Source organism: Lentzea sp. NPDC055074, from assembly GCF_053608005.1.
Genome location: NZ_JBSGUQ010000024.1, coordinates 113,499 through 127,414, shown reverse-complemented (window position 1 = coordinate 127,414; position 13,916 = coordinate 113,499). Strand labels below are relative to the sequence as shown.

At 69.3% G+C, this 13,916-nt stretch carries 12 protein-coding genes; 4 read left to right on the top strand and 8 right to left on the bottom strand.

All coding sequences use genetic code 11. The features are described from left to right. Positions 1 to 7: 7 nt before the first annotated feature. Positions 8 to 655, bottom strand: coding sequence for a GTP cyclohydrolase I FolE (gene folE, locus ACWF7A_RS38560; RefSeq protein WP_452255436.1), 648 nt, complete (start codon positions 653 to 655; stop codon positions 8 to 10). Then, on the bottom strand, positions 652 to 2,844 hold the full coding sequence (ftsH, locus tag ACWF7A_RS38555) for an ATP-dependent zinc metalloprotease FtsH (protein WP_452255435.1): 2,193 nt from the start codon (positions 2,842 to 2,844) through the stop codon (positions 652 to 654). Before ftsH ends, folE begins: the two co-directional genes overlap by 4 nt. Before the next feature lie 377 nt (positions 2,845 to 3,221). Here ftsH and ACWF7A_RS38550 point away from each other — a divergent pair, with 377 nt between their 5' ends. Next, the gene (locus tag ACWF7A_RS38550; protein ID WP_452255434.1) at positions 3,222 to 4,868 is read left to right on the top strand and encodes a substrate-binding domain-containing protein; all 1,647 of its coding nucleotides are present in this window, start codon (positions 3,222 to 3,224) and stop codon (positions 4,866 to 4,868) included. Between the two features lie 64 nt (positions 4,869 to 4,932). On the opposite strand, the gene hpt is transcribed toward ACWF7A_RS38550, so the two are convergent. The 4 genes from hpt to dacB are packed head-to-tail and all read right to left on the bottom strand — an operon-like array spanning position 4,933 to position 9,611. Beyond that, positions 4,933 to 5,481 carry a hypoxanthine phosphoribosyltransferase gene (hpt, locus tag ACWF7A_RS38545; RefSeq protein WP_452255433.1) on the bottom strand — a complete coding sequence of 183 codons (549 nt, stop codon included), beginning with the start codon at positions 5,479 to 5,481 and terminating at the stop codon, positions 4,933 to 4,935. A gap of 17 nt (positions 5,482 to 5,498) precedes the next feature. Beyond that, positions 5,499 to 6,410, bottom strand: coding sequence for a tRNA lysidine(34) synthetase TilS (gene tilS, locus ACWF7A_RS38540; protein WP_452255432.1), 912 nt, complete (start codon positions 6,408 to 6,410; stop codon positions 5,499 to 5,501). Beyond that, positions 6,407 to 7,450, bottom strand: a complete 1,044-nt coding sequence (locus ACWF7A_RS38535) for a zinc-dependent metalloprotease (protein WP_452255431.1) — start codon at positions 7,448 to 7,450, stop codon at positions 6,407 to 6,409. The genes tilS and ACWF7A_RS38535 overlap by 4 nt, the downstream gene beginning before the upstream one ends. Before the next feature lie 28 nt (positions 7,451 to 7,478). Beyond that, positions 7,479 to 9,611 (bottom strand): D-alanyl-D-alanine carboxypeptidase/D-alanyl-D-alanine endopeptidase, encoded by a 2,133-nt coding sequence (dacB, locus tag ACWF7A_RS38530; protein WP_452255430.1) that lies wholly within the window; start codon positions 9,609 to 9,611, stop codon positions 7,479 to 7,481. Between the two features lie 124 nt (positions 9,612 to 9,735). Between dacB and ACWF7A_RS38525 the strand changes: the two genes are divergently transcribed. Next, positions 9,736 to 10,242, top strand: a complete 507-nt coding sequence (locus ACWF7A_RS38525) for an inorganic diphosphatase (RefSeq protein ID WP_285647754.1) — start codon at positions 9,736 to 9,738, stop codon at positions 10,240 to 10,242. Between the two features lie 62 nt (positions 10,243 to 10,304). Here the strand turns inward: ACWF7A_RS38525 and ACWF7A_RS38520 are convergent, their stop codons facing one another. Both ACWF7A_RS38520 and ACWF7A_RS38515 read right to left on the bottom strand, forming a co-directional pair. Beyond that, positions 10,305 to 11,939 (bottom strand): MDR family MFS transporter, encoded by a 1,635-nt coding sequence (locus ACWF7A_RS38520; protein WP_452255429.1) that lies wholly within the window; start codon positions 11,937 to 11,939, stop codon positions 10,305 to 10,307. Positions 11,940 to 11,941: 2 nt separating this feature from the next. Continuing rightward, positions 11,942 to 12,466 carry a MarR family winged helix-turn-helix transcriptional regulator gene (locus ACWF7A_RS38515; RefSeq protein WP_452255428.1) on the bottom strand — a complete coding sequence of 175 codons (525 nt, stop codon included), beginning with the start codon at positions 12,464 to 12,466 and terminating at the stop codon, positions 11,942 to 11,944. A 177-nt stretch (positions 12,467 to 12,643) separates the two neighbouring features. On the opposite strand from ACWF7A_RS38515, the gene ACWF7A_RS38510 reads away from it, so the two are divergent. Beyond that, positions 12,644 to 13,096 (top strand): DUF4442 domain-containing protein, encoded by a 453-nt coding sequence (locus ACWF7A_RS38510; protein ID WP_452255427.1) that lies wholly within the window; start codon positions 12,644 to 12,646, stop codon positions 13,094 to 13,096. Positions 13,097 to 13,214: 118 nt separating this feature from the next. Beyond that, complete coding sequence (locus tag ACWF7A_RS38505) at positions 13,215 to 13,913, top strand: excalibur calcium-binding domain-containing protein (RefSeq protein ID WP_452255426.1); 699 nt, start codon at positions 13,215 to 13,217, stop codon at positions 13,911 to 13,913. Positions 13,914 to 13,916 lie beyond the last annotated feature (3 nt).

Genomic DNA, 13,916 nt, shown 5'->3' with positions numbered 1-13,916 from the left:
AGAGAACTCACCGGATCCGGCCCCTGATCAGTTCGATCGCCTCCGCCCGTGAGGACGCGGAGGTGCGCAGCAACCCCCGCACCGCTGACGTCGTGGTGCGGGAACCGGGCTTGCGCACACCGCGCATGCCCATGCAGAGGTGCTCGGCCTCCATCACGACGATCACGCCGCGCGGTTCGAGCTTGCGCACGAGCGCGTCCGCGACCTGCGACGTCAGCCGCTCCTGCACCTGCGGCCGCTTCGAGTAGAGGTCGACGAGCCGCGCGAGCTTCGACAGCCCCGTCACGCGGCCGTGCTCGTTCGGGATGTACCCGACGTGCGCGACGCCGTGGAACGGCAGCAGGTGGTGCTCGCAGAAGCTGAACATCGGGATGTCGGTGACGAGGACGAGCTCCTCGTGGCTCTCGTCGAACGTCTTCTCCAGCACGCTGTCCGGCTCGGTGTAGAGACCGGCGAACAACTCCTGGTAGGCACGCGCCACCCGTGCGGGTGTCTCGCGCAACCCTTCCCGGTCGGGATCTTCACCGCACGCGAGCAGCAACTCACGCACCGCAGCCTCGGCCCGGGCGGGGTCGAAGACCCGCCGCGCGGAGACGCCGGCCTCCCCGTTGCGGGTGAGGCCGGCGTCTCCGTCGAGCTGATGTTGCTCGGTCACTGCCGCTCGTCCTGGTCGGGCTGCGGCTTCTTCGGCTCCCAGACGTTGTGCGGCTTGCCGCCGGGCACCGTCGCCGGGGTCCATCCGGGCGGGGCGCCGTAGTTCGGCGGGCCCGCCTGGTTCGAAGGCTGACCGGGCTGGTGGGCGCCGTTCGAGCCGTTCGTCGTCGGGAGCTGCTCGGTGGCCGGTTCCGCGGCTGCGGCCTCGTCCTCCTGCTTCAGCTCCTCCTCGATGACGTCCTCGACGACGGGCGGCCACGGTTCCCCGCGCTCCCTGGCGAGCTCGCCGGGGGTCTTGATCGGCGGGATGTCGGACGGCCTGCGGTCACCGAAGTCGTTGAACTGGGTGATGCGCGGCCGCTTCTCGACGCGGGCGAAGATCCGCTCCAGTTCCTTCTGGTGCAGGGTCTCCTTCTCGATCAGTTCGAGCGTGAGGTCGTCGAGGACGTCGCGGTAGGTGACGAGCACCTCGTACGCCTCGGTGTGCGCGGCCTCGATGAGCTTGCGCACCTCCTCGTCGATCTCGTGCGCGACCTCCAGCGAGTAGTCCGACTGGCGACCGGCCGAGCGTCCGAGGAACGGCTCACCCTGCTCCTGGCCGTACTTCACGGCGCCGAGCTTCGCGCTCATGCCGTACTCGGTGACCATCGCGCGGGCGATCTTCGTCGCCTGCTCGATGTCGTTGGACGCACCCGTCGTGGGCTCGTGGAAGACGAGCTCCTCGGCGGAACGGCCACCCAGTGCGAACACCAGTCGCGCGATCATCTCGGACCTGGTCATCAGGTCCTTGTCCTCTTCCGGCACCGAGAGGGTGTGACCACCCGTGCGGCCTCGGGCGAGGATCGTGACCTTGTAGACCGGGTCGATGTCCGGCATCGCCCACGCGGCCAGGGCGTGCCCTGCCTCGTGGTACGCGGTGATCTTCTTCTCCTTCTCGGAGATGATCCGGCTCTTGCGGGCCGGACCGCCGATCACGCGGTCCACCGACTCCTCCAGAGCGGCACCGTCGATCGTGTGGCCGTTCTGGCGGGCCGTGAGCAGCGCGGCCTCGTTGATGACGTTCGCGAGGTCGGCGCCGGAGAACCCGACGGTGCGCTTCGCGAGGCCGTCGAGGTCCGCGTCCGCGGCGAGCGGCTTGCCCTTCGAGTGCACCCGGAGGATCTGCTTGCGGCCCTTCAGGTCCGGCGGGGACACCGGGATCTGCCGGTCGAAGCGACCGGGACGCAGCAGGGCCGGGTCGAGGATGTCGGGACGGTTCGTCGCCGCGATCAGGATGATCCCGCCGCGCGAGTCGAAGCCGTCCATCTCGACGAGCAGCTGGTTGAGGGTCTGCTCGCGCTCGTCGTGACCGCCGCCCATACCCGCGCCGCGGTGGCGGCCCACCGCGTCGATCTCGTCGACGAAGATGATGCACGGCGCGTTCTGCTTGGCCTGTTCGAACAGGTCGCGCACACGAGAGGCACCGACACCGACGAACATCTCGACGAAGTCGGAACCGGAGATCGAGTAGAACGGCACGCCCGCCTCACCGGCGACGGCCCTCGCGAGCAGCGTCTTGCCGGTTCCCGGCGGACCGTAGAGCAGCACGCCCTTGGGGATCTTCGCGCCGAGCGCCTGGTAGCGGCCGGGGTTCTGGAGGAAGTCCTTGATCTCTTCCAGTTCCTCGACGGCCTCTTCGGCACCGGCGACGTCGGCGAACGTCGTCTTCGGCATGTCCTTGGACAACTGCTTGGCCTTGGACTTGCCGAAGTTCAGAACGCGGTTGCCGCCGCCCTGGGCGTTGTTCATCATCCACATGAGCAGCAGCAACAACAGGCCGAGCGGCACGAGGTAGATCAAGATCTGCATCAGGATGGACTCCTGGCTGACCTTGGTCTCGACCGTGGGCTTGTTGCCGGCCTGGTCGAGGACGGTGAAGATCTCGTCCGTCGAGCTGGCCGGGAACTGCGTGATCAGGCGGTTGCTGCCCTCGAAGGTCGTGCCGTCGGTGAGGGTGAGTCGGAGACGCTGCTCCTTGTCCTCGATCGTGGCTTCCTTGACCTTGCCGTCCCGCACCTGTTGGAGCGCTTGAGACGTTTTCACGGGGTGGTAGCCCCGCGAGTCGTCAAAGAGGACGGTGAAGACGAAGTAGAGCAGCAACACCGCAGCGATCCACAGCAGCGGGTTGCGAAGCAGGCGCTTGCGGTCCATGCACTTACGGCCGGGGGCGGCCTCGACCCTCCCTGACTTGCGCGTCGGGCAGTGGAAGACCCACATACCGCGTCCGACCAGCCTACCGCTCGCTGGCCGGGTACTGAGCAACCAACGGGCGAGGGCGGTCGCGGGTTCCCGCGGGTGACCCCCACCACGCATGTTCACGCAGTTTGGTTCATCCGGAACAAATACCGCCGCCCAGACGAGTGACGCAGGTCACGCCGTCTCAGTACGTTTGGCGGTCACATGTCATCCTCATTCATCCCCCGAGTGTTCCCCCGCCACTCGAAAGAGTGAACACGTGACCGAAGGTAAGTAACTGTATGTCAGCACGTCATACGTCCCCTGGATTGTTCCGGCGGGTTGCCATCCCCTTGGGCGCCCTGCTCGGCGTGGTCGCGGCGGCGGGCGTCACGGTCGTGGCACTGCGTGTCACCAGCGGTGCCGACTGCTCCGGCGCACTGCCGTTGAAGGTGGCCGTGACCCCGGCCGCGCTCGACGTGGTGAACGCGGCGGCCCAGGACTACCAGCGGTCACAACCCGTCGTGCGCGGCCGGTGCGTCCAGGTCCAGGTCGAGTCGCGCAACGCGGCCGACGTGGCCAACGAGCTCCCGACAGCGCAGATCAACCCCCACTCCCTCTGGATCCCGGACTCCTCGATGTGGGCCGCCGAGGCCCAGCGTCAGGCCGCCGAGACCGGCCCGGAGGCCCCGAAGCTGGACATCAAGCCCTCGCTGGCGACCAGCCCGCTCGTGATGGCGGGCTCCGAGCAGGCGATGTCGAAGATCGGTTTCCCGGTCACGCCCGTCTCGTGGGCGAAGGTCGTGGACCCGCGCGTCCAGATCTCGATGAGCGACCCGACGATGACGTCGGAGGGCCTCGCCTCGCTGTTCGTGATCCGCACGTTGCTGGGCAACGCGGACGGAACTCCCAAACCGGAACTGGTCGGCACCCTCCTGCGCGTGGGCCGCAGCGCCGTCCCGTCGGTCCGCGACGCGTTCGGCAAGGTCACCACGGACGCCGAGAAGGCGCCGCTGTTCGCCGCCACCGAGCAGTCCGTGGTCGCGAACAACCGCTCGATGAAGGACAACGCCGTCCTGGGCGCCCCGCCCAAGGAGGGCACGCTCTCGTTCGACTACCCCCTGGTCCGGGTCTCCCGCCCGAACGAGACCGAGGGCATCGGCGAGGCCGCGGCGGAGTTCGAGAAGGTCCTGCGCTCCGGTGAGACCTCGAAGCGCTTCGGCGAGGCGGGCTTCCGCACCGTGAACGGCGCCGCCCCCGCCAAGTGGTCGACGGACGTCGAGGGCGTCCAGGCGGGCGACGTGAAGCTGATCGAGACCCCGAACGCGGACCAGGTCTCCGAGCTCCTGCGCACGTGGGGCGCCATCAGCCTCGACATGCGCATGCTGACCGTCATCGACGTCTCCGGCTCGATGATCGAGAAGAGCGGCAACGGCAAGACGCGGGTCGAGGCCGCCACCGAGGCGTCCATGACGGCCCTGTCGATGCTCCCGGACACCACGGCCATCGGTCTCTGGGCGTTCTCGACCGACAAGAAGCCGCCGAACGACTGGATCGAGCTCGTCCCGATCGGTCCGCTGGGCGAACCCCTGGCCGGCGTCACCCGCCGCAAGCGCCTGGAGGCCGGCGCCTCCCAGCTCCCGGGCCTGGTCGGCGGCGGCACGGCCCTGAACGACACGACGCTGGCCGCGTACCGGCACGTCCTGTCCGGCTACGACGCCTCGAAGGTCAACTCGGTCGTGCTGATGACCGACGGCCGCAACGACGACATCTCGTCGATCGACACCGCCGCGCTGATCGAGACGCTGAAGCGGGAGTCCGACCCCGCGAGGCCCGTCCCGGTCATCATGGTCGGCCTGGGCGACCAGGTGGACATGGACGCTCTGCGCGCCATCTCGGCGGCCACCGGCGGCAAGGCCTACCAGGCGCCGAACCCGGAGGACATCCGCGCCGTGCTGCTCGACGCGGTGTCGCAGCGGCGGTGCCGTCCGAACTGCTGACCGGACAACGAGAACGGGGCGCTTCCACGGTGTGGGAGCGCCCCGTTCTCGTTCGACCTGAAGCTCAGCTGGAGTAGACCTTCGGGTCCAGCGTCCCGATGTAGGGCAGGTCCCGGTACCGCTCCGCGTAGTCCAGCCCGTATCCCACGACGAACTCGTTGGGGATGTCGAACCCGACGTACTTCACCGGCACCTCGACCTTGACCGCGTCGGGCTTGCGCAGCAGCGTGCAGACCTGAAGCGACCGGGGCTTGCGCGACTGCAGGTTCTTGAGCAGCCACGACAGCGTCAGACCCGAGTCGATGATGTCCTCGACGATCACGACGTCGCGGTCGGCGATGTCGCGGTCCAGGTCCTTGAGGATCCGCACCACGCCCGAGGACGAGGTCGAGGATCCGTAGGACGAAACGGCCATGAATTCGAGCTGCACCGGAACGGGCAGCGCACGGGCAAGGTCGGCCATGAACATCACGGCGCCCTTGAGCACAGTGATCAGCACGAGGTCGGAGTCACCTTCTGGGTGATCAGCCGCGACCTGCTTGGCGAGTTCGGTGACCTTGTCGCTGATCTCCTGCTCGGTGATGAGCACGGATGCGATGTCGCCGTCGTACACGGACAGGTCCCCTCTGCTTAAGACTGTGGTTCCACAACGAGCCTGCCATGCGCACGCCGCACGACAAAGCCGCCAGGTAGCCAGACACCGCCCTGACCGCGCCATTCACTCACCAGTGCGTCAACACGTCGCAGGTGCGAATCGGACAGTTCAGGCACGCCCTCGTCGATCAGCCACGTTCTGAGCACTCTGCGTCGCAGCGCCACGGGCAACTCGTCGATGTCGCCAACGGCACAGCAGTCGCCGGCGAAAGCCTCCGCGAGAGAGTCGAGTGCGTCACAGTCCTCACGCAGCTGAGCGGCCGTGCGCGCCAACGACGACGCGACACCGCCCTGCAGCACCGTCTCCAGCAACGGCAGGACCTCGCTGCGAAGCCGCACACGGGTGAACGACGGGTCGGCGTTGTGCGGGTCCTCCCACACCTCGATCCCCTGCTCCGCGCAGGCAGCACGCGTCACCGCCCGGGACACGCCGAGCAGCGGCCGCCCCCACGGCGCGTCGAACGCGCGCATCCCGGCGATCGACCGAGGCCCGGAGCCGCGGCCGAGTCCGAGCAGGACGGTCTCCGCCTGGTCGTCCAGCGTGTGCCCGAGCAGCACCACCCCGGCCGACGGCCTGAGAGCCGCGTAGCGGGCCGCACGGGCCGCCGCCTCGGGCCCACCGGGCCCGGACACCACGACGGGCTCCACGCGCGCCACGAGCCCCAGCTCGGAGCACTGCCGGGCGGCGCGCAACGCCACCTCGGCCGATCCCGGCTGCAACTGGTGGTCCACGACGACGGCCGACGCGCCGGGCACCAGCCGTCCGACACACGCCGCCAGCGCCAGCGAGTCGGCGCCACCGGACACCGCGACGGTCACGGCCTCGGGCTGCACGAGATCGAGGAACGCGCGGACCGCCGTCCGGATCTCGGCGACCGGTCCGTTCACGGCGACACGCGGCGCAGCCAGCTCATCGGCTCGGCGATCTCGGCCCGCGTCGGCAACGTCTCGGCGGACGTCCAGATCGCGTTGAAGCCGTCCATCCCGACGCGCTCGACGACGTAGGAGGTGAACTCCGCGCCCTCCTCGTACTGGCGCACCTTCGCCTCGACGCCGAGCACCGTGCGCAGGATCCGGTCGAGCAGGCCGCCGCCCTTGCGGCGCGCGCTGAACCGGGTGCGGATGGTCGACACGGACGGCACGACCGACGGCCCCACCGCGTCCATCACGTGGTCGGCGTGGCCCTCGAGCAAAGTGGACAGTGCGATCAGCTTGTCCAGCAGGACCTTCTGCTGCGGCGACTGGATGAGGTCGATCAGGCTCATCGGACCGTCGCCCTCGCGCAGCTTGGTGCGGAAGTCGCGGAGCACGTCGGTCAGGGGCGCGCGCTCGTCGTCCATTGAGGACAGCAGGGCGGTGACCTGGTCGGAGAAGTACCTGCGCAGCCACGGCACGCCGGTGAACTGCAGCCGGTGCGTGCACTCGTGCAGGCACACCCACATGCGGAAGTCGTCGTCCGGCACGTCGAGGGCCTGTTGCGCCCCAACGATGTTCGGAGCGACCAGCAGCAGGCGTCCGGCGAGCTGGTCGGTCGGGCTGAACGGGTCGTACTGGCCGAGCACGCGCGAGGACAGGAACGCCAGCACGACGCCCGCCTGCACCCCGGCCGTCCCGGCGAGGATGCCCGCCATCGGCCCTGTCTGGCGCGGCATCGCGGGCCCCGTCAGCGCGGCCAGGCCCTGCGCCGCGGCCGCAACCCACGCCGGTCTGTCCACGACCTCGCCCGGCAGCAGCGGCAGGCCCTGGCCGAGCCCGGTCAGCTCGCGGACGTGCACCTCCGCCTGCGGCGCGAGCTCGCGAAGTCTCCCCACGACGTGGTCGGCCTCGTCCTTGCCGATCACGGGGCCCGGCCGGACGAGCCGCGTGGCGGTCGAAACCGCCAGCTCCCAGTCCACCGGGCCGAGCTCTGCCTCCGTCGCGCCGTTCACGCTTCCGACGCTACCTGCGCACGGCCCGCTACGAACAGCCACAACCCCGCAACGCAGCGGCCATCACGTCCAGCGCGGGCCGGACCTCGGTCTCCGGGTTGCGGGCGCTCGCGGACATGAACGAGAACACGAGGACCCGTCCGTCCACGTCGACGACCATGCCGGCGAGCGCGTTGACGCCGGTGAGCGTGCCGGTCTTGGCCCGCACCCAGCCCTTGCCCTGCGCCGCGGTGCCGCCGTAGCGACCGGCCAGCGTGCCGCTGCCGCCCGCGACCGGCAGCGCCGTCAGCAACGGCCGCAGCTTCGCGGTGCGCGCGTCGTCCAGCGTGGGCTTGGCGGCGGCGGTGAGCACGTCGGTGAGCAGCTTGGCCGGGATCTTGTTCGTGGCGGACAGCCCGCTGCCGTCCACGAAGTTCGCGGTCGTGAGGTCGAAGCCGTTCTTCGTCAGCACGTCCCGCACGGCCTTCACGCCGCCCGCGAACGACGGCTCGTTGCCCGTCTTGACCGCGATCTCGCGCGCGATCGCCTCGGTCAGCACGTTGTCCGAGATCTGCATCATGTTGTCGACGAGCTGCTCGATCGGCGCGGACTTGATCTCGCCGAGCAGCTGCCCGCCGGCCGGAGCCGTGCCCGCCGTGGCACCGGGCGCCCCGATGCGCTGCGCGAACGCGTCCGCCGCTGCCTGGCCCGGGCTGCCCGTGCGCGCGCCGTTGACGTTGGACGGGTCGACCCGGCCGCCGTCGAGCATGAACGGCACGATCGGCGCGACCGAGCCGCCCGCGATGTCGACGCTCTCCCACTGCGGGCCGAGCGCCTCGCCGGTGTAGCGGCCGAGGTCGAACTGGACCTTGGTGACCGGGCCCTTGGCCTTGACCTGGCCGACCAGGTCGTCGAGGGTCGCGGCGCCGGGGTAGACCGACCTGCCGGGCGTGCCGGAGATGGTCGGGTCGCCGCCGCCGACGATCACCACGGTGCCGGGCTCCGCGCCCTGGACGACCTTGGTGGACAGCTGGTCGGTCTTCTCGAGGCTGAGCAGCGCCGCCGCGGCCGTGAGGATCTTGAGGCTCGACGCGGGCGTCGCGGGCGTGGTGTCGCCCTGCTGCCACAGCGCGGTGCCGCTGGCGGGGTCGATGACGCTGCCGGTGACCGTGCCCAGCGCGCTGTTGCCCGCGGGGCCCGCCAACGCGCGCTGCACGCCGGCCGGGGTCGGCGCCGGTGCACCCGCGGTGGCGGCCTTGACCAGGGGCTGGACGTTCGCGGGAGCGGCCGGGGGCCTGGTCTCGATCGCCTCGGTGCCGCCGAACTCCTGGACGGCGTAGACGGTGGCGCCGGCGAGGGCCGCGACGACCAGCAGGCTCAGGACGGCGAAGAGGGGCTTGCGGCTCTTCTTCGGCTCGTCGGCGAGGCGGTCCTCGGGTTCTTCCTCGTAGCCGGTGACGGGAAGGTCGCGGGGCTCCTGGCGGGGAGGCGGCACCGGGCGGGTCTGCTCGGCACGTTGCGGTTCCTGGCGCTGCGGTTCCTGGCGCTGCGGTTCCTGGCGCTGCGGTTCCTGGCGCTGCGGTTCCTGGCGCTGCGGTTCCTGGCGCTGCGGCGGCGCCTGGGTCTGGAGCTGGTCGACGCGCCTGGTCGGTTCCGGACGCGGCTCGGGGCGGGCCTGGGGAGGCGGCGCGGGCTGCGGATCGGGTCTGACGGTCTGGTCGAACCACGACTGGTCGAGGTGCGGGAGCTGGTCGACGCGCGCGGTCTTGGCGGGCGGCACCGAGAGCTCCGTGGTGCGCTGCTCGGGCCTCGGCACGACGCGGATCTGGTCGTTCTTCGGCTCGACGCGCACCGGGAGGGCCCGAGGTTGGCCGACTTCTGGACCAATCGCCCCGTGAGACTTCCCACCGGCGGCTTCACCGGAAGGCCCGCCGGAACCGCCGGAACCGGCCTTTGGCACACCCGGCGTGGCATGACCGGAGCCGTCGGCGTTCGGGAGGGAACGGACCGGCGAGGAGCGCAGCGGCTCCGGTGTGGACGGTGCGGAGAGCACGGCGGCGAGCGGGAAACGCATCGTCGGCTGGTCGACGGACGGGCGGCTGACCTGCACCGTTGGCTCTTTTGCAGCGGCGACCGACTCGGCGTCGTCGTCCTCGGTCGGCCACTGGGGCTCGTCCGGCAAGTGGGCCTCCGTCAACTCGGTACGGGCAATCTCACACCCGTCAACCGCCGCTCCGATGAGGGTTGACAAGGCGTCGTGGTCCACACTAGTGGGCATCACGAATGGGCTACATGAGCGAGGACCAGTGGAATTCGACGTCCTGATCGAGATCCCCAAGGGCGTGCGCAACAAGTACGAGGTGGACCACAAGAGTGGCCGCATCCGCCTCGACCGCACGTTGTTCACGTCGACGCAGTACCCGGCCGACTACGGGTTCATCGAGAACACCCTGGGTGAGGACGGCGACCCGCTGGACGCCCTCGTCCTCGTCCAGGAACCGACGTTCCCCGGCTGCCTGATCGCCGCTCGTGCGATCGGCATGTTCCGCATGACGGACGAGAAGGGCGGCGACGACAAGGTTCTGTGCGTCCCGGCCAACGACCCGCGCCACGAGCACCTGCGCGACATCCACCACCTGGCGGAGTTCGACCGCCTGGAGATCCAGCACTTCTTCGAGGTCTACAAGGACCTGGAGCCGGGCAAGAGCGTCGAGGGCGCGTCCTGGGTGGGCCGCACCGAGGCCGAGGCCGAGATCAAGCGCTCCTACCAGCGCTTGAAGGACGCCGAGGCGCGGGGCGAGAGCTTCCACTAGGCACACGCGAAAAGAGGGGGCTGCACGGAGCAGCCCCCTCTTTTTCGTGCTTTGCGCAGGCCTCAGACCGCGAGGGACTCCGCGTCCGCCACGCGCTCCAGGCCCGAGCGGGTCGAGAGCGGCTTCTCGCGCAGGAACCACACGAGGACGAACGCCGCGATCATCACGATGCCGCCGGTCAGGAAGACCGTGTCGATCGCGCTGGAGAAGCCGTCGAGGAACGGCTTGGCCAGCACCGGGTCGAGGTTGTTGAGGAACTCGGTGTTGTTGATGTCCACACCGGACCCGCTCTGCAGCGTCTTCGCGAACTCCGGGTTCTGCCTCAGAGCGGCCATGAACGCGTCGGTCTGCATCGCGGACCTCAAGCCCTCCGCGATCTTGTCGCCGACCGTGCTGAACAGGATCGACAGGAACACCGCGGTACCGACGGTGCCACCGATCTGGCGGAAGAACGTCGCCGAGGCGGTCGCCACGCCCATGTCCCGCGGCTCGGCGTCGTTCTGGATCGCCAGCAGCAGCGTCTGCATGCACTGGCCGAGGCCCGCGCCCATGACGAACATGTAGACCATGACCAGCCAGCTCGGCGTGTCCGTGCCGATGGTGCTGAGCAGGAACAACGCGGTCGCCATCAGCCCGGCGCCGATGATCGGGAAGATCTTGTAGCGCCCGGTGGACGACGTGACCTTGCCGGCGATCGCGGTGGCCGACATGATGCCGAACGTCATCGGCAGCAGCATCAGACCGGCCGTGGTCGGCGTGACGCCCTTGACGATCTGCAGGTACAGCGGGATGGAGACCATGCCGCCGAACATGCCGATGCCGAGCACGAAGTTGATCGTGTTGCCGAGCGAGAACGTGTGGTTGCGGAACATCCGCATCGGCAGCATCGCCTCGTCGCCCATGCGGTTCTCGACCCACACGAACGCCACCAGGCCGATCACACCGATCACGTACATGGCGATCGACAGGCCCGACGCCCAGCCCCACTCACGGCCCTGTTCGGCCACGATCAGCAGCGGCACCAGGCCGACGGTCAGCGCGATGGCGCCGCCGAAGTCGATGCGGTGGTTCACCCGCTGGTGCGGGATGTTCAGCACGCGGGCCACGACGAACAGCGCGAGCAGCGCGATCGGGACGTTCACGAGGAACACCCAGCGCCAGCCGGTGACACCGAGGAAGGTGTTGAGACCGGCGAACACACCGCCGATGACCGGGCCGAGCACGCTGGCCGAGCCGAACACGGCCATGAAGTACGCGGAGTACTTGCTGCGCTCCCGCGGCGAGATGATGTCCGCCATGATCGCGAAGGCCAGCGACATCAGACCGCCGGCGCCGAGGCCCTGCACCGCGCGGAACGCGGCGAGCTCGTACATCGACGTCGCGATGCCCGAGAGCAGCGAGCCGACCAGGAACAGCGAGATCGCCGCGAGGTACATCGGCTTGCGCCCGTAGATGTCCGACAGCTTGCCGTACAACGGGGTCGTGATGGTCGCCGTGATCAGGTAGGCGGTGGTCGCCCACGCCTGCAGCGTCTGCCCGTGCAGCTGGTCGGCGATGGTCTTCATCGCGCTGGCGACGATCATCTGGTCCAGCGCCGCGAGGAACATGCCCAGCAGCAGACCGGACAGGATCGTCATGATCTGGCGATGCGTCAGGGAGACCCCTGGCGTGGGTGTCGCATCGGTTGTTGATGACATTTCTAGTCTTCCCCTCCTGCGCGGGTCCCCGTCCCGCGGTCGGTCATGAACGCCGGAACCGTGCGCTCGTAGTCGTGGACGAAGCGCTCGAACAGTTCCGCGAAAACCTTGAAGTCCTCTTCCGGCCATTCGGCGAACATCCGCTCGATGGCCTCGTTGCGCTGCCGGCGCCGGTTCCTGATGAGCGTGCGTCCCGCCTCTGTCACCGCGAGAACGCTGGCTCGACCGTCGGCCGGGTCAGCGTGCCTCTCCACGAGACCGTCCTTGACCAGCCCGGCTACCTGCCGGCTGACCGTGGACGGGTCGGAGAGCACCGCCTCCGCTAGCGCACTCGAGCGGCACTCCCCAAGACCGGAGAGCGTCGCGAGGAGCACGAAGGCGGACTTGTCCATGCCCTGCTTGGCCATCTGGTGGGCGACCTGCGCGTGCATCTTGTTGAGCCGCACCATCGCCATTCCGACCCGGTCCGCGAGCTCGTGCTCGGGATCGACACCGCTGTCGACGCCTGTGCACCTGCCCGGATCCACCATCTGACACCTCGTTGCTTGTATCACCCAACTAGTTGCTCGGTACAAGCATCCATCCCGGTCCACCGAATTGCAAGTGAGTTCCGAGTCTCACTCCACAGAGGAGTGGTACGGACGCGACGAGTAGTGGTTACCGACGGGTAGCCGCGTGGGTTACTCGCCGGTAGCATCCCTCTCATGAGCCAAGACGTGTCGTTCATCGCCGACGCCATGAAGCAGGCCGTGCCCTACGTGAAGACCACGGGCATCGAGTTCGAGGAGGTCTCGGCCAGCCGCATCGTCGCGTCGCTGCCGGACACCCCGGAGCTGCACAACCACATCGGCGGGCCGCACGCCGCCATGATGTTCGGCCTCGGCGAGTCCGCGTCCGGCGCCGTCGTGATGGCCGCGTTCGCCGCGCACCTCGGCAAGGCCACGCCGCTCGCCGTCCGCGCGGAGATCGCCTACAAGAAGATCGCGATGGGCCCGATGCGCGCGGAGGCCGTGCTGGGACGCTCCGCGGACGAGATCCTGGCCGAGCTGGAGTCCGGCACGCGGCCCGAGTTCCCCGTGACGATCACGATCAGCAACGCCGAGGGCGTGACCACGGGCGAGATGACCGTCGTCTGGACGCTCAAGCCCGCCCGCTGAACTGGGCATCTCCGTATTTCGGTTCGAACTCGAAGTGAACCGATCCGATCGAAATACGTAACCTTGGCCACACCGCTCCGGGCAGGCACTATTGCGGGCTATGTCGGGGTGGAGAAGTGTGGGCGGAGTCGTGCTGGTCCTGCTCACCGCGGGATGTGCCGCGCAGGTGCAGCAGTCGAGGCCCGTCGCCGTCGAGAAGCCGGCGGAGGACACACCGGTGACCGCGTCGTCGACGTCGGCCACCGTGCCTCCGGCCCAGCTCGGCATCAGCGTGGCCTCGATCGTCGACGGACGCTCCGTGATGCTCTCCGACGGCTCGAAGGCCGAGGTCAGCGGCCTCGCCCAGCCCGGACCGTGCTGGGCCGACGCCGCCGCCGGCTTCGCCAAGGCCATGCTGCTGAACCAGCAGGTCCGCTACGACCGGACCACCGGCGCGCTCAGCCTCACCGACGGCACCGACTACGCGTTGCTCGCGCTGGGCAACGGCGCGGGCCGCACCACCGGCACCCCGACACCGGGCCAGCGGGAGGCCGAAGGGGCCGCGCAGCGCGTTCCGATGGGGCTGTGGGGAACGCCGTGCGGCGGCAAGGACGCTCTGGAGACCACCACCACTCCCCCGCCTCCTCCGCCGCCCCCGCCCGTCGCGACCACGACGACGAAGCCGCCCGCACCGCCCAAGCCGAAGCCCGTGTTCTACGCGAGCTGCGACGACGCGCGCAGGGCCGGCGCGGCGCCGCTCTACTGGGGCCAGCCGGGCTACCGCGTCGAGCTCGACGAGAACCGCAACGGCATCGCCTGCGAATCGCGCTACCGCTAATAA